We start from the raw sequence: 15,242 nt of genomic DNA, 5'->3' as shown, positions 1-15,242 counted from the left end.
GCTGTCGCGCACATCTTCGCCGAGACCCCACGCCCCCCTTATCTTTTTGTTGTTTTTCTGGGGTTGTATTCCGCCACCCGCGACGCGGGGGCCGGGGGGGTGGGCCCCCCCCCGCCCGCGCCCCGCCTCGCACAGAGCGGTGACGCTCTCAGGGGACCAGTCCCGATTCCTTGATGAGCGCGATCGTCGCCTCAAGCTGGTCGAGGTCGTTCAGGTCGACCGAGGGAACCTTCAGCTCGTCCAGAGCGGGCACTCCCGCGGGCGGTGCGGCGTCGGCCAGGACCGGGTACTCGTAGGTCTCCTCGGCGAAGTACTTCTGTGCCTCGGCGCCGAGCAGGTAGGTGACGAATGCCTGCACGTCAGGATTCTGGGCGGCCTTCTTCAGCACGCCGACGCCCGCCACGTTGACCAGGGCGCCGCTGTCGCCGTCGGGGAAGAAGTGCAGCTTGGCGGTGAGCGTGTCAGGCGTCTTACCCCTCTCCTTGGCCAGCTCGCCCAGGTAGTAGTGGTTGATCAGGCCGACGGCGAGCTTGCCGGAGTCGACCTCCTCCAGGATGGGGCCGTTGCCCTCACGGATCTGCGGGTCGTTGGCCTTGAGCCCGGCCAGGAACTCCTTGGCCTTGGCCTCTCCGTGCTGCACCGTCACAGCGGTGACGAACGCCTGGAAGGACGCGTTGGTCGGGGCCACCCCGACCTTGCCCTTCCAGGCCGGATCGGTGAGGTCGAACACCGAGGCGGGCAGCTGGGCGGCGGGGACCAGGTCGGGGTTGTAGGCCAGCACCCGCGAGCGGGCGGTGACACCGACCCATTCCCCGCTCTTGGCGCGGTAGGTCGCCGGCACCTTGTCGAGCACGGTGGCCGGGAGCGGCGCGAACATGCCCTTCTTGGCCACGGCGCCGAGCGCGCCGGCGTCCTGGGCGAAGAAGGCGTCCGCCGGTGACTTCTCCCCCTCTTCGAGGAGCTGGGCGGCCATGGCCGCGGTGTTGGCGTAGCGGGCCTCGACGGCGATGCCGCTCTGCGCGGTGAACTTGTCCAGCAAGGGCTTGACCAGCGACTCGCTGCGCCCGCTGTAGACGGTGATCTTCTTGTCGGCCGTCGGGCCGGCAGCGGCCCCGGTGGTGTCCGCGGACTCTCCACCGCAGGCGGCCAGCCCGAGGACGAGAACACCGGTGGCGGCCAGCGCGAGCACGGTTTTGGGGAGGAACGTCGGCACCGTGGTGCTCCTTCGGTCATGGAGAAGAATTCCCGATTACAGCTACATCGCTGTAGAAGTTAGCAGAGCCTAACCTAAGTGTTCGCCGCAGGGCCAGGGCCGGCCACGGTAAGGGGCCTGGTCGGCGACGTGGTGACGCCACGCGCAGCCGGTCATGCGTTCGCGACACGCGGCCTCAGGGGAGGTTCCCGGCTACGCACGTGGTACGAGGCGAGGCGAGGAGCGCACCCGCCCGCGCGCAACGGGTCGATCACTTCCGGCGTCGGCGGGAGGACGAGTGTGTCATCGCCATACCGGCCTGGGCGGAGTCAGCGGCGGGTGTCGACGCCGCTGAGGTTCACTGCTCGCAGGGACCGCCGGACTGCGTCAGATCGACGATGGCCTCTCCGGTCCACACCACCGATCCCGCCGCCACCAGGACGGGAACCGCGAGCAGGAACGCGCCGCGCGGGCTGGGCAGTGGTTTGAGCAGGGCGGCGATCCGGCGCGGGACGGGCCCGGGACCTCGAAGGCCCAGGAACGGCACCGCCCCGGACGGCATCTCACCGCCGGGGGACAGCAGGGCCGCCTCACCGATCGCCCGGGCCGTCGCCCTGCGGTCACCGGTCTGCTCGGCGGCCCGCTCGTCGGCCCAGCGCTCGATCATGTATCCCGCCAGGTGACGAACCTGCCACAGAAAGGGGTGCGCCGCCACGGCCAACCGGCTGGCCAGCAGCCATCGGTGATGATGGCCGCTCAGATGGGCGTGCTCGTGCGCCATGACCACCGCGTGACTCTCCTCGCCGAGAGCGTCCAGCATGCCCTGGGTCACCACGATCCGGCCCGGCCGCCCGGGGAGGGTGAAGGCAGCCGGTCGCTTCTCGGCCACCACCACGACGTCACCACCGGGAAGGGCGGCGGCCTGCTCACGAGCGGCGCACAGCGACCGCCGCTCCCGCCGGGCGCCGCCGGCGAAGCTCGCGACGGCGATCACCAGGAAGGCCAGGGCGATCCAGTACGGCCATTCCAGCAGATCACCTCGGATGAGGACCAGGAGGGCATGGATCGAGACAGCCGCCACGCTCACCGCACTCGCGGCCGCGACCACGACGGCTGAGGATACGAAGGCCACCGCCGCCGGTGCCGGATGTTGCCGGTCGACCAGCACCGCCATTGAGACGACCAGTGCCACGGGAGCCACGAGCGTTGACAGCAGGAAATGGTCGATCATCAGGTTTCGCTCTCGTCTTGCCCCAGCAGCAGTCGCCGGACCAGTTCCTCGTCTCCGGCCGAGAGCCCGGAGATGAAATGCGTCAGGGCGGGTGCGTGGTCGGCCTCGGCGTCGAGCAATCGTCTCATCCGCCAGGCGACCAGCCCCGAGGGGTCGGCGGGCGCGGCATAGCGGTAGGCCCGCCCGGACCGCTCACGCGTCACGACGCCCTTGTCGTGCAGCCTGGTCAGGGTGGTCACCACGGCACTGTAGGAGAGCTCGCCACCCCCGTTGCCGCTGAGCAGGTCACGTACCTCCCCCGGTGACAGGGCGCCGGACGCCTCATGAAGCACGGTGAGGATCTCCGCTTCCAGGACCCCCGGGGATCGGCGAGAGCTCATCGGACGACCATAGCGGCCCCCGCCACCGGCCTGGAAGCGAGCAGCGTCATCGCCAGCGCGCAGCCCCACCCGATCACGATCAGGATGGCCCAGGGCAGCCAGGCCAGGCCCCACCGTCCGGCGGCGTCCCACAGCGTGCCGGTCAGCACGCTGCCGACCGTGACCCCGATGCCCGACAGGGTGGCGTACAGCCCGTAGTGGGTGGCGACCAGCCGTCCGCCGGACATCGCGACGATCACCTCCATCTCGAACGGGCAGATCAGCATGGTGCCGAGCGCGAGGAGCGCGGCCGCGACCAGCATCGGGGCCATGGCCGCCTGCCCGGCGAGGCCCTCGTCGGCCACCGCCACGTGCGGGACGGGACCGGGCCAGGCCACGAGCGGGACGAAGGCCAGCCCCATCACGGTGAGCCCGGCGCTCATGGCGCGAGGCGCGGTCATCGTGCGGGCCGCCCACGCGGTGACGCGCCCCTGCAGGGTGATGACGAGGAGCGCCGACAGCGCGAACATCTCCCCGACGCCCAGATCGCGCTGCGCGCCCAGCACCCGGCCCATGGCCAGCGGCAGCGTCAGGTAGACCTGGAAGGACAGCAGGTACGCCCCCGACATCGCCAGCGAGAAGTACCAGAAGGACCGGTTGCCCAGCACGATCCGCCATCCCCGGCGTTCCCGGCGAAGCTCGGGTGAGACGGCCGGAAGCCCGACCCCCTGCAGGACGGTCAGCAGCACGAACACCCCGGCCGCGACCAGCGCCACGACGTGGAAGTCCAGCCCCGACATGGCCAGCCCGGCCAGCGGGCCGAGCAGCAGCCCCGCCTGCCCTGCCATGTTGAACCAGCCGAACACCCGCACCCGCCGGTCCGCGGCGGCGACGGCCAGCAACGAGCGCACCCCCGGATCGAACAGGGCCCCGGCGAACCCGGTCGCCACCGACGCCACCACCAGCGCGCAGACGCCGTCGGCGAAGCCGAGCAGCGCGAAGCCGGCCGCACGAAGAGCGCATCCGGCCAGCACCGTGACACGGCCCCCCAGCCGATCCGCCAGGTAGCCGCCGACCAGCGCCATTCCGCGCTGGCTCGCGTTGCGCACCCCCATCACCAGGCCGACCACCCAGGCTGCCAAATCGAGCTGGTGGGTCAGGTGGAAAGCCAGGTACGGCATCAGCATGTTGAAACCGAGCTTGATCGTGAACTGGTTGAGCAGCAGCAGCCGCACGAGATTTTCGTTACTCATAGTGACGAAGACGATACGAAAGGTAAGGTTAGCGCGACGTTTACCTTCGGCTTGGGAGCCTGGCCCGATGCCCTCGACCCCGCCGCGACCGGCTTCGTTGCGCCGACGCGTGCTCGTCGCGATCACCGTCGTGGCGGCGTTCACGGTCACCCTGTTCGCGGTGCCACTCGCCATCGCGGTCAGCCATCTCTACCGCAGCGAGACCATGAACGCGCTCAGCCGTGACGCCACCTGGATCGCCGCCGCCATCCCCGACGACGACGTCGAGAACGGCGCCCGGGCGATCACCCTGCCGACCGGCGTGCCCGCCGGTCTCACGGTCGGCGTCTACTCCACCTCCGGCCACCTCCTGCACGGCGGCGGCCCCGCCGTCTCCGGCCTGGTGGCCGCCGCCGTCGAGGGGCACCCCCACGAGGGCGTCGAGGCCGGATTCCTCGTCGCCTCCGCGCCGATCCCCACCGACGAGACCCAGCTCGGGGTCGTGCGGGTCGCCACACCGTACGACGGGGTCGAGGACCGGATCCATCTCGCATGGCTGCTGATGGCCGCTCTCGCCACCCTCGCCGTCGCGCTCGCCGCCGCCTTCGCACTGCGCCAGTCGGCTCGCCTGGCGGCTCCGCTGGAGCAGTTGACCAGGGCCGCCCAGGCACTGGGTGAGGGTGACTTCTCCATCAGGCCGCTCCGCTCGGCCATCATCGAGGCCGACGCCGCCGGGCAGGCGCTGGCGGCCACCGCGCACCGCCTCGGCGAAGTCCTCGACCGCGAGCGCTCCTTCAGCGCCGACGTCTCCCACCAGTTGCGCACCCAGCTCACCGGCCTGCTCCTCGGCCTGGAATCGGCCCTCATCCGGCCCGGCGCCGACCTGACCCGGGCCATCGCCGTCGCCGTCCAGCGCGGCCGGCGCCTCCACACCATCATCGACGACCTGGTACGGCTGGCCCGCGACACGCGCACCGCCTCCGAACCCCTCGACGTGGCCGCCCTGCTGGAGGAGGTCCGTTCCGACTGGCACGGCAGGCTCGCCGCACAAGGCCGCCGGCTGACCATCGACCTGCCGGGTGAGTTGCCCCCGGTGGTCGCCTCGCTCCCCGCCGTACGGCAGATCCTGCGGGTGCTCGTCGACAACGCGCTCGTCCACGGGGCGGGGAAGGTCCGCGTCGGCGTCGTCGAAATCGGAGACGCGCTCGCCATCGAGGTCTCCGACCAGGGGCCCGGCGTCCCGGAGGAAAGCGACCCGTTCGTGCGCCGCGCCTCCGCGGGTGACGGACACGGCCTCGGCCTGGCACTCGCCCGCTCCCTGGCCGAGGCCGAGGCGGGACGGCTGGTCCTGCGCCGTGGTTCGCCGCCGATCTTCAGCCTGCTGCTGTCGCCTTCGAGGAGCACCTGACGAACCCGGCGACGCCCGGCCCGGAGCCACGAACCGCACGGTGACGTGAGCTCAGGCCACCGGAAGGCGCAGTTCGACCAGACCACCCCGGGACACCTTGGGGGTCAGCGTGCCGCCGGCCGCCTCCGCAAGCCTGCGGGCCAGCGCGAGGCCCAGCCCGGCGCCCTCGCCGGACGCGGCCGCCCGTCCCTGTGTTCCTGGACCGAGGACGGCCTCAAGCTCGCCGGCGCCGAATCCGGGGCCGTCGTCGCTGATGGCGAACACCGCGTCGTTCCCGGATCGCGAGACGCGGAGCAGCACCGCCGAACGGCCGTACCGCAGCGCGTTGTCCAGTAACGGCTGGAGCATGCGCAGGACCACCTCCCGATCACAGCCGACGACCAGTCCGGCGGCGCACTCCAGATCGAGCTGGATCTCACGCCCCCGCGCCCGGCAGGCCCGCAGCACGTCCGCCGCCACGTCAACGGCCGCGGCCGTGCCCGCGGAGGGATCTATGCTCTGCTGCGCCAGGCCGATCAGGGTGTCGAGGGCCGCGGTCATCCGGTCGGTCCCGTCGAGAACACGCCGCAGCACGGCCTGGAGCTCGGCGGCCGAGCGATCCCGGCGGAGAGCCACCTCCGTTTCCAGCCGTAGCCGGGTGAGCGGGGTGCGCAGTTCGTGGGCGATCTCGGCGGTGACCCGCTTTTCGTGACGGAGCGCCGCGGAGAGCCGGCCGAGCAGGCCGTCCAAGGTCGAGGCGAGGCCCGTCAGCTCGTCACGGGGCGGGCCGAGGCCGAATCTGCGATCAAGGTCCCGTTCGGACCACTTGGCCGCCTGGGCGGTCATCTGCGCGACAGGCCGCAGGGCCTGTGTCACCGAGCGCCGGACGAGCAGGGCGCTGAGCCCGAGGACCAGCATGTCGAAGACCAACGCGCCGATCAGCGCGGTCCGCTCGGCATCCTGGTACGGGATCAGGGAAAGGGCGACCACCACGACCGCGTCCGGCGTCGGAGGGTCGTGCAGCGGTACCGCCAGCATCCGCACGTCGTCGCCGGCATCGCGGAAGGTGGGGCGGGAGACCGCGCTGAGCTTTTGAGCGGAGGAGTCCAGGGGGCCGGGTACCGGCGGTGTGCTGACCGGAACACCGCCGGCGTCGAACACCCACACCCCACTGTCGAGAACCTCGTCGAATGGTGTCTCGTTGACCCTCAGCCGACCCTGGAAGGTCGTCACCGTGGCCGCCGCCGCTCCGGCCCGCGCCCGGAGGACACCGTCGGCGCCCTTTTCCAGTTGCCGGGAGAGCACCGTGTAGAAGCCCACGGTCAAAACCACGAGGGCGGCGGCGAGTGCCGCGGTCGCGGTGACGACGAGCCTGCGCCGGATCACCCGACCGAGTATCCGACGCCGCGGACCGTCGTGATCGCCGACGACTGGTCGATGCCGTCGAGCTTGCGGCGAAGCCGTACGACATAGGCGTCCAAGGTGTTGTCATGGACGATCGCCCCCGGCGGCCAGGCCGCGGCAATCAGTGAATGCCGGCGGACGACCTCCCCGCGGTGCGCCAGCAAGGCCGCCAGCAGCCGGAACTCCGTCGGAGTGAGGCCGACACCCCTGCCCTCATTGCGCGCCTCGTGTGCCGCGAGGTCCAGATACAGGCCAGAGGGCGGGTCCGTGACCTTGCCTCCGCGCCGTACCAGGGCCCGCAGCCGCAGCACCAGCTCCTCGAAGTGGAACGGCTTGGGCAGGTAGTCGTCGGCGCCCGAGTGGAAGCCCGACAACCGGTCGGTGATGCCTCCGCGCGCCGTGAGCAGCAGGACCGGCGCGTGCACGCCGCGCGCGCGCAGGGCCAGGCAGAGATCACGGCCGTCGACGTCGGGAAGGCCGATGTCGATGACGAACACATCGGGCGGGAGGTCCTTGAGACCGCGCAGCAGAGCGGTCCCACCGGCCACCGACAGGGAGACCTCGAACCCCTCCTCCCGCAGGCCGCGGCTCAGACCGGCACGCAGGGCCAGGTCGTCCTCGACGATGGCGACGCTTGGAGTCAAAAGATCGTTTCCTCGCTTCCTGCTGTCGGCAGGTTTGCTACCTCAGCGTATGCGACGCGGAAAACAGCAGGTGAGACCGCCTTTCGGCGGCTCCCGCGAGGCGAGGACGGCCGATCACCGGTCCGGAAACGCAGTCAGGTCACGTTCAGGTGGAACGTGCCAGCCTGGCGCGGTGACAACCCACCCTGATCTCCGTCGTCCACCTGACCGTCACCAGATGACCGCCGCGGAGGGCGGCAGGGCTTGAACACACCACGCACGGCCCGCGGCCGTGGCATCACCTGCCGGGCTTCCAGGCTCGTCGCGTGGGCGGCGGTGCTGCCGATCACTGTGGTGGCCGGTGAACTGGGCGAACCTGCCGTGCCCTCCTCGCACATGCTGATACCACTGCTCCTCGGGCTGGCGATCGCTCTGACCGGCCGGATGCGTGATCACGCTCCTGCCGTGCTCAACCGAACCTCACAGGTACTGCTCGGCGTGCTGATGGGGACCTACCTGGACCTGTCGGCACTGGGCCACGTGGCCGGATCGATCGCGCCCCTGGCCGCGGTGACCCTGGTGACGCTCCTTCTCTGCCAGGCGGCCGCGTTCGCCATGGCCCGTCTCAGCGGAGTGGATCGAGCCACGGCCACCCTCGGCATGATCGCTGGAGGATCGGCCGCCGCGGTCGCCTCCGCCGAGGATCTCGATGCCGACGGCCGCCTGGTGGCGTTCATGCAGTATCTGCGGCTGGGCTTCATCGTGGCGAGCACACCGGTCCTGCTGAGCTGGATCCCCTCCCGGCCACAGGAGGGGACCGGCACCGGCGCGCGTGGCGGTGCCGGCGGCCCCTGGCACCTGGTCAGCGGCCACGACCAGGTGTGGGGCCTGATCGTGCTCGCGGCCGTCGCACTGCTCGGCGTGCTGCTGGGCCCCCGCCTGAGACTGCCCAGCCCGGCCATGATGGGCCCCATGCTGGTGTCCGCCGTTCTCACCGCGACCGGCCTCGCGGGCGGATTCGCCCCCAGCGGAATGCTGCGGACCCTGCTGTTCACCATGATCGGGCTCGATGTCGGCCTGCGGTTCTCCCGGCGAGCCGTGCGGCGCCTGCGCCGGATCCTGCCCGCCGCGTTGGCCTGCACGCTGGCCGTCAGCGCCGCGTGCGCGGCCATGGCCTGGACGCTCTCCGCCGTCACCCACATCCCGTTCGGCGACACCTATCTCGCCACGACGCCCGGCGGGATCAACGCGGTCCTGGCGACGGCCTCCTCCGCGCACGCGAACCTGCCACTGATCTCCAGCGTGCAGAGCCTCCGGCTCTTCGCGATGGCGTTCCTGGCACCGCTGCTGATCCGCCTGACCGTCCACAGGTCCCGGACCGGCGGAGCGACACGTTGACCGGGAGAGCCCGGTGATCGCCGACGGCATCCTCTTGGCCGGCGGCGACCGCGTCGACGTCACCCGGCTCGTGAGGCGAACTCGGTCATCGCGTCGAGCAGCCACCGGGCGACGTAGTCGGCGAAGGAGGCGCGGGGCAGGATCAGGTACGTCGCGGGACCGGACTGCCAGAGCAGCACGGGCACCGGTCCGAGCGTGGTCGTCACCGCGTCGCCGGGGCCGAACGACCGGGGATGCAGGTCGGCGGGGCAGCCCTTCTCCAGCACCTGACGCGCCGCGGTCCCGCTGAGCTCAAGAGCCGTCCGGTTCGCCGACACGTCGACCACCGTGCCGGAATCACCCGCCAGGGCCTCGACGAGGTCCGCCACCAGCGGGCCGGGTTCGGCCGACGAGACCACGAGCCATTCGTCCGGGCCCAGCCACAGGGCGGTGTGCGCTCCCGCCCGAGCGGTGTCCGCGACCCGCTCCGGCAGGCCGGTCCCCAGGGCCGCCCCGATCCGGTCGAAGGCCGCGGATCCGGGTGCCACCCGGACCGAGACCATGGTCAGGAACGGCAGCTCCCGCAGTGACCCGCCCCGGGCACCGCGCATCCGGTCCTCCAGGTGCGCCAGCGGGCTGCGCCGCAGTTCGACGGGACCCGTCTCAGCCATCACGCCTGTTCCCTTCGGGGTCGTACAGCACGGGTTCGGCGACCTGGACCTCGACCGGGGAGTCGCCCACGTGGGCGATGAGGATCTCCCCGATCCGGTCCCGGCCGCCGGCGACGAGCGCGAGGGCGAACGGCCGGCCGAGCGCCTCGCTGTGGTAGCTGGAGGTGACGTGCCCGAGCATCGGGACGGGTCCCTGCTCCGGGGTGACCGGCGTGTCCGGCGCGATGATCTGCGTGCCCTCGGGCAGCCGGGTCACCCGGTCGACCGGCAGCAGGCCGATCAGGTGCCTGCGGTCGGCCCGCGCGGTGTCCGCCCTGGTGTAGGAGCGGTTACCGATGAAGTCCTTGCGTTTCGAGACCACCCAGTCCATGCCGGCGTCCTGCGGCGTGACGGTCCCGTCGGTGTCCTGCCCGACGATGGGGTAACCCTTCTCCGCGCGGAGCACGTGCATCGTCTCGGTGCCGTAGGGCGTGATGTCGAGGTCCGCCCCGGCGGCGTACACCTGCTCCCAGACGGCGAGGCCGTACCAGCCCGACACGTTGATCTCGTAGGCGAGCTCGCCGGAGAAGGAGATCCGGCAGATCCTGGCGGGTACACCGAAGGCCAGCGTGGTCTCGCGGAAGGTCATGAACGGGAACGCCTCGGCCGAGACGTCCAGGTCCGGGGCCACCCGCGCGACCACCTCCCGCGACTTCGGGCCCACCACCGCGATCGTCGTCCAGTGCTCGGTCACCGAGGTGCAGTACACGTCCAGCTCGGGCCACTCGGTCTGCAGCCACTCCTCAAGCCAGTCGAGGACACCGGCCGCACCGCCGGTGGTGGTGGTGAGGAGGAAGCGGTTCCGGTCGAGGCGCAGGTTCACGCCGTCGTCCAGGATCATGCCGTCGGGCTTGCACATGACCCCGTACCTGGCGGAGCCGACCGGCAGTCTCCGGTGGGCGTTGGTGTAGACACGGTCCAGGAACTCGCCCGCGTCGGCGCCGCAGACCTCGATCTTGCCCAGCGTGGAGGCGTCCATCATCGCGACGCCCCGCCGGGCGGCCCGGCTCTCGCGGGCGACCGCCGCGTCGATGTCCTCGCCGTCCCTCGGGAAGTACCGGGGGCGCAGCCACTGCCCGACGATCTCGAACCTGGCGCCGTGCGCGACGTGCCAGGGGTGGATCGGGGTGGTCCGTTCGGGGTCGAAGAGGTCGCCTCGCTCGCGCCCGGCGAGGGCCGCGAAGGAGACCGGGGTGTACGGCGCCCGGTAGGACGTCGTACCGATCTCCCCGGGGGTGCCGCCGAGAGCGGCGGCGATCACGCCGATCGCGTTGACCGCGGAGGTCCTGCCCTGGTCGTGCGCGGTGCCGATCGTGGTGTAGCGCTTCACGTGCTCGATGCCGCGCAGGCCCGCACCGGTCGCCCGCCAGATGTCGGCGACGGTCTGGTCGCGCTGCAGGTCGACGAAGTGCTCGTGCCAGTCGGCCGGCTCGCCGGTCCGCCCCGGCACCAGCCAGAGCTGCCGGACCGGCCCGTACTGGCCGGTGGCCGCCCGTCCCACCGGCGCCTCGGCCTCGACCGGGAACCCGGCGGCCACGGCGGCCTCGACCCCGGCCTCGGTGCCTTCCGAGAGGCAGCCACCGAGGTCGAAGGTGCCCCGGGCCGAACCGGCCACCCGCTGGTCGCGGACGGTCCCTTCGGGGACGAAGGCCGCGAGCACGTCGTCCCAGCGCAGCCCGCCCTGCCGCTGGCTGTGCAGGTGCACGACGGGGCTCCAGCCGCCGGAGACGGCGAGCAGGTCACACGCGATGGTCTCGACGTCGCCGCTGAGCAGTCCGTCGTCGTCCAGAGCGCTGACCAGGACGCCGTCGACCCGCGGGGTACCGGTCGTCTCGACGACCGCGCTGCCCGGCACGACGCGCACTCCGGTCCCGGCGACCTCGGCCGCGCGCGGCGACAGGGCGGGACGGGCGTCGATCACGGCCGCCACCTCGACGCCGGCCGCGACCAGGTCGGTCACCGTGTCGTACGCGCTGTCGTTGGTGGTGCTCACCACGGCGCGGGAGCAGGGCGTCACGGCGTACCGGTTGAGGTAGCCGCGCACGGCCGAGGCCAGGAACACCCCGGGGCGGTCGTTGCCCGCGAAGACCAGCGGGCGCTCGTGCGCGCCGGTGGCGATCACGACCCGCGCCGCCCGGATGTGCCAGACCCGCTGACGGGACACGCCCTCGGGGGCCGGGTGCCCGAGATGGTCGGTGCGGTGCTGGACGGCGACGACGTAGTTGTCGTCGTAGCCGCCGAAGGCGGTGGTGCGGCTGAGCACCCTCGCCTCGGGGGCGGATTCGAGTTCGGCCACGACCTCGCGCACCCAGTCCAGCGCGGGCGAGCCGTTCACCGTCTCCTCCCGGCAGGAGAGCAGCGACCCTCCCGGCTCGGACTGCTCGTCGAGGAGGATCACCCGGGCACCCGACCTGGCGGCGGCGGAGGCCGCGGCGAGCCCCGCCGGGCCGGCACCGATGACCAGGACGTCGGTGTGCGCGAACATCTTGTCGTAGACGGCCTCGTCACCGGTGGGGTCGAGCCGGCCCAGGCCGGACAGCGTCCGCACGGCCAGCCCGTCGACGAGGGAGACCGTGGTGGCCGGGAGCATCGACTCCGAGCACCGCCCGAGGACCTCAAGCAGCGCGTTCGGCTCCTCGACACCGGCCGCCACGATGCCGCGCGGGCGCCCCCGGTAGATCGAGGGGGCGACGTCGAGCCGGCCCGCGGCCAGCATCGCCGAGGCGACGGTGTCACCCGGGTGGCCGGTCAGCTCCTGGCCGTCGACGGTGAGGCGGAGCACCGTGTCACGGTCGATCCGGCCGCCGGACGGGAGCCGGTGGGGCTGGGCGCTCATCGCGATCCTTCCGGGCGGGGGTCGGTGGGCCGGTAGACGGCGAGCACCTGGTAGCTGGTGGTGTCCCGCACGACGTTGAACCAGCGGCGGCAGCCGGTGCTGTGCACCCAGCGTTCGGCGAAGGGGCCCTCGGGGTTGTCGCGGAAGAAGAGGTACTCGGCCCATTCCTGGTCGGTCAGGTCGGCCGGGGCCTGCGGGTAGCGGACGTGGGCCTGCCCGCCGTAGTGGTACTCGGTCTCGTCCCGTGGACCGCACCAGGGACAGTTCAGCAACAGCATGCGGTGGCTCCTTGGCGAGATCGCGGGGGTCAGTGGGCCACGGCCGCGGCGCCGTGCTCGTCGATGAGGGCGCCGGTGGTGAACCGCTCCAGGGAGAACGGCGCGTTCAGCGGGTGCGGCTCCCCGGTCGCCATGGTGTGGGCCATGGTCCATCCGGCCGACGGGGTGGCCTTGAAACCGCCGGTCCCCCAGCCGCAGTTGACGTAGAGGTTCTCCACGGGCGTCCTGCCGATGATGGGCGAGGCGTCGGGGGAGACGTCGACGATGCCGCCCCAGGTACGGAGCACGTGCGCGCGGGCGAAGATCGGGAACAGTTCGATCGCCGCCGCCATCTGCTTCTCGATGACATGGAAGGAGCCGCGCCGGCCGTAGCCGTTGTAGGAGTCCACTCCGGCGCCCATGACCAGCTCGCCCTTGTGCGCCTGCGAGACGTAGACGTGCACGTGGTTCGACATGACCACGGTTGGGTGGACCGGCGCGTACAGCTCGGAGACCAGTGCCTGCAGCGGTTGCGACCGGACCGGCAGCCGGAAGCCGGCCTGCTCCGCCAGGACGCCGCTGTGACCGGCGGCGACCAGGCCGACCACCCCGGCGTTGACGGTGCCCCGCGTGGTGCGCACGCCGACGACCCGGTCGCCGTCCTTGACGAAGCCGGTGACCGCGCAGTTCTGGATGAGGTCCACGCCCAGCGCGTCCGCGGCGCGGGCGAAGGCCCAGGCCACGTGGTCGTGCTTGGCGATGCCGGCCCGGGGCTGGAACGTCGCGCCCAGCACCGGGTAGCGGACGTCCGGGGAGATGTTGATGATCGGGCACACCTCGGCCACCTCCTCGGCCTCCAGCCACTCCGCGTCGACGCCGTTGAGCCGGTTGGCGCCGACCCGGCGGCGGGCCTCGCGGACGTCCTGGAGGGTGTGGGCGAGGTTGAGCACGCCCCGCTGGCTGAACAGGAAGTCGTAGTCCAGTTCCTCGGGCAGCCGCTCCCACTGCTTCAGCGCGAACTCGTAGATCCCGGCGCTCTCGTCCCACAGGTAGTTGGAGCGGATGATCGTGGTGTTGCGGGCCATGTTGCCGCCGGCCAGCCAGCCCTTCTCCAGCACCGCCACGTTGCCGATGCCGTGGTTTCTGGCCAGGTAGTAGGCGGTGGCCAGCCCGTGCCCGCCGCCGCCCACGACGATCGCGTCGTACGACGGCTTCGGCTCCGGGTTGCGCCAGAGCAGGGCGGGGTGCTCGGGGAGCGGGTTCGTGGTCACGCCGAGGCTCCGTTCGGGTCGAGGCCACCTAGAAAACTATTGATATATCAGTTAGTGGGGTAACCTACGTCAGGTGCGAGCGACGGTCAACGTAGGGGGCGGGGACAACGAGTCACCGCTCTCGCTCGCCGAGCAGGCATACCGCACCATCCGCGACAGGCTCGTCATGCTCGACATTCGCCCCGGGATGCCGATCAAGGAGGATCACCTCGCCGCCTCACTCGACATGGGCAGGACACCCGTCCGCGAGGCGTTGAAGCGGCTGGAGGGGGAGCGGCTCGTGGTCGCCTACCCGCGCCGCGGCACCTTCGCCACCGACGTCAACATCACCGACCTCGCCCACATCTCCGAGGTCCGGCAGCAGCTGGAGCCGGTGGCCGCGGCCAAGGCTGCCCTGCGCGCCACGCCGGCGGACCGGATCGCACTCGGCGAGCTCGGCGCGGAACTGGCCCCCGAGCGCATCTCCACCCTGCCGCCGGAGAAGCTGATGCGTCTCGACCTGCGCGTGCACCGCGCCCTGTACGCCGCCACCGGAAACCCCTACCTTGAGGACACCCTGGTCCGCTACGACAACCTGGCCACCCGGATCTGGTGCCTGTTCGTCGACCGGCTTCCCGGCATGGCGGGCCATGTCGGAGAGCACGGCCCGCTGCTGCGCGCCGTCGTCGACGGCGAGGAGGAGCAGGCCGCCCGGCTCGCCGCCGAACACGTCGCGGGCTTCGAACGCGAGGTCCGCGCCCTGCTCTGACCTCCCGGCCCGATCACTTGACGATCTCCAGGACCGCCATCATGCCCGCGTCCTCGTGGTTGAGAATGTGGCAGTGCAGGACGGTCTTGCCGGTGTAGTCGGTGAAGTGGATCCGGATGACGACCTGCCCCCTGGGGGGAATGTTCACGGTGTCCTGCCAGCTGTGGGCGTGGTGCGGCCGCCCGTTGGTGCTCATCAGCTGGAAGTCGTTGGTGTGTCGGATGCGCGTGCGAGTGGTACCAGTAGGTGCCCGGCCACCTCCACCTGCCGTCTCTCCACGACGAGCCGCGCGCGCAGGACCCCCCTGTGGCTCACCAGTTGCGACGGGTCCCGCAGTGGGGCCCCCCTCCCGAACCGGCGGCGACGGCGACGGGCTACCGGCGAAGCCGCTCACCACCGTGGCGATGACAAGGATCGCGACCACGGCGAGACGGGACAGACCGCATCGAGACCGCATCCCACCCCCCGATGTGAAGCGCTGCCGTCTGTCGTTATCGGCCGGTACGGGACGGGCCAAACTGCCGCCTTGGACACGGGGGCCTTTGCGTGCCAAATATTTGACCGGCCGGCACCTGCCTTCCTTGACTCCCGCCACCGTTGGGCACCCGTACGGAC

Annotated in this window: 14 protein-coding genes; 3 read left to right on the top strand and 11 right to left on the bottom strand. The window is 71.5% G+C overall.

The genetic code is table 11. From position 1 onward, the window contains the following. Positions 1-148: 148 nt before the first annotated feature. The 4 genes from ABZ260_RS30470 to ABZ260_RS30455 all read right to left on the bottom strand — a co-directional run bounded on the left by ABZ260_RS30470 (position 149) and on the right by ABZ260_RS30455 (position 4,035). Positions 149-1,213 carry an iron ABC transporter substrate-binding protein gene (locus tag ABZ260_RS30470; protein ID WP_355624720.1) on the bottom strand — a complete coding sequence of 355 codons (1,065 nt, stop codon included), beginning with the start codon at positions 1,211-1,213 and terminating at the stop codon, positions 149-151. A gap of 337 nt (positions 1,214-1,550) precedes the next feature. Further along, on the bottom strand, positions 1,551-2,423 hold the full coding sequence (locus tag ABZ260_RS30465; RefSeq protein WP_355624718.1) for a M56 family metallopeptidase: 873 nt from the start codon (positions 2,421-2,423) through the stop codon (positions 1,551-1,553). Continuing rightward, entirely contained in the window at positions 2,423-2,803 is a 381-nt protein-coding gene (locus ABZ260_RS30460) for a BlaI/MecI/CopY family transcriptional regulator (RefSeq protein ID WP_355624716.1), read from the bottom strand. The genes ABZ260_RS30465 and ABZ260_RS30460 overlap by 1 nt, the downstream gene beginning before the upstream one ends. Further along, on the bottom strand, positions 2,800-4,035 hold the full coding sequence (locus ABZ260_RS30455; RefSeq protein ID WP_355624714.1) for an MFS transporter: 1,236 nt from the start codon (positions 4,033-4,035) through the stop codon (positions 2,800-2,802). Before ABZ260_RS30455 ends, ABZ260_RS30460 begins: the two co-directional genes overlap by 4 nt. A 67-nt stretch (positions 4,036-4,102) precedes the next feature. On the opposite strand from ABZ260_RS30455, the gene ABZ260_RS30450 reads away from it, so the two are divergent. After that, the gene (locus tag ABZ260_RS30450) at positions 4,103-5,422 is read left to right on the top strand and encodes a HAMP domain-containing sensor histidine kinase (protein WP_355624712.1); all 1,320 of its coding nucleotides are present in this window, start codon (positions 4,103-4,105) and stop codon (positions 5,420-5,422) included. A 51-nt stretch (positions 5,423-5,473) separates the two neighbouring features. Here ABZ260_RS30450 and ABZ260_RS30445 read toward each other — a convergent pair whose 3' ends face one another. Continuing rightward, on the bottom strand, positions 5,474-6,787 hold the full coding sequence (locus ABZ260_RS30445) for an ATP-binding protein (RefSeq protein WP_355624710.1): 1,314 nt from the start codon (positions 6,785-6,787) through the stop codon (positions 5,474-5,476). Continuing rightward, positions 6,784-7,449 (bottom strand): response regulator transcription factor, encoded by a 666-nt coding sequence (locus ABZ260_RS30440; protein ID WP_355624708.1) that lies wholly within the window; start codon positions 7,447-7,449, stop codon positions 6,784-6,786. The genes ABZ260_RS30445 and ABZ260_RS30440 overlap by 4 nt, the downstream gene beginning before the upstream one ends. A 243-nt stretch (positions 7,450-7,692) precedes the next feature. On the opposite strand from ABZ260_RS30440, the gene ABZ260_RS30435 reads away from it, so the two are divergent. Further along, on the top strand, positions 7,693-8,826 hold the full coding sequence (locus tag ABZ260_RS30435) for an AbrB family transcriptional regulator (protein ID WP_355624706.1): 1,134 nt from the start codon (positions 7,693-7,695) through the stop codon (positions 8,824-8,826). Positions 8,827-8,885: 59 nt separating this feature from the next. On the opposite strand, the gene ABZ260_RS30430 is transcribed toward ABZ260_RS30435, so the two are convergent. Genes ABZ260_RS30430 through ABZ260_RS30415 form a run of 4 tightly spaced genes read right to left on the bottom strand, consistent with a single transcriptional unit; the run spans position 8,886 to position 13,879 of the window. Then, on the bottom strand, positions 8,886-9,476 hold the full coding sequence (locus ABZ260_RS30430; protein WP_355624704.1) for a sarcosine oxidase subunit gamma family protein: 591 nt from the start codon (positions 9,474-9,476) through the stop codon (positions 8,886-8,888). Continuing rightward, positions 9,469-12,351, bottom strand: a complete 2,883-nt coding sequence (locus ABZ260_RS30425; protein WP_355624702.1) for a sarcosine oxidase subunit alpha family protein — start codon at positions 12,349-12,351, stop codon at positions 9,469-9,471. The genes ABZ260_RS30430 and ABZ260_RS30425 overlap by 8 nt, the downstream gene beginning before the upstream one ends. After that, on the bottom strand, positions 12,348-12,629 hold the full coding sequence (locus ABZ260_RS30420) for a sarcosine oxidase subunit delta (protein WP_350964908.1): 282 nt from the start codon (positions 12,627-12,629) through the stop codon (positions 12,348-12,350). Before ABZ260_RS30420 ends, ABZ260_RS30425 begins: the two co-directional genes overlap by 4 nt. A 29-nt stretch (positions 12,630-12,658) precedes the next feature. Next, positions 12,659-13,879 (bottom strand): sarcosine oxidase subunit beta family protein, encoded by a 1,221-nt coding sequence (locus tag ABZ260_RS30415; RefSeq protein ID WP_355624700.1) that lies wholly within the window; start codon positions 13,877-13,879, stop codon positions 12,659-12,661. A 73-nt stretch (positions 13,880-13,952) separates the two neighbouring features. Here ABZ260_RS30415 and ABZ260_RS30410 point away from each other — a divergent pair, with 73 nt between their 5' ends. Then, positions 13,953-14,627, top strand: coding sequence for a GntR family transcriptional regulator (locus tag ABZ260_RS30410; protein WP_355624698.1), 675 nt, complete (start codon positions 13,953-13,955; stop codon positions 14,625-14,627). 13 nt (positions 14,628-14,640) lie between these two features. Here the strand turns inward: ABZ260_RS30410 and ABZ260_RS30405 are convergent, their stop codons facing one another. Continuing rightward, positions 14,641-15,084: a multicopper oxidase domain-containing protein gene (locus ABZ260_RS30405; RefSeq protein ID WP_355624696.1), complete on the bottom strand. Its 444-nt coding sequence runs from the start codon at positions 15,082-15,084 to the stop codon at positions 14,641-14,643. Positions 15,085-15,242 lie beyond the last annotated feature (158 nt).

Source organism: Streptosporangium sp. NPDC006013 (assembly GCF_040614275.1).
Classification (GTDB): domain Bacteria; phylum Actinomycetota; class Actinomycetes; order Streptosporangiales; family Streptosporangiaceae; genus Streptosporangium.
The sequence above is the reverse complement of the archived record's forward strand: the minus strand, read 5'-3'. Positions and strand labels throughout refer to the sequence as shown.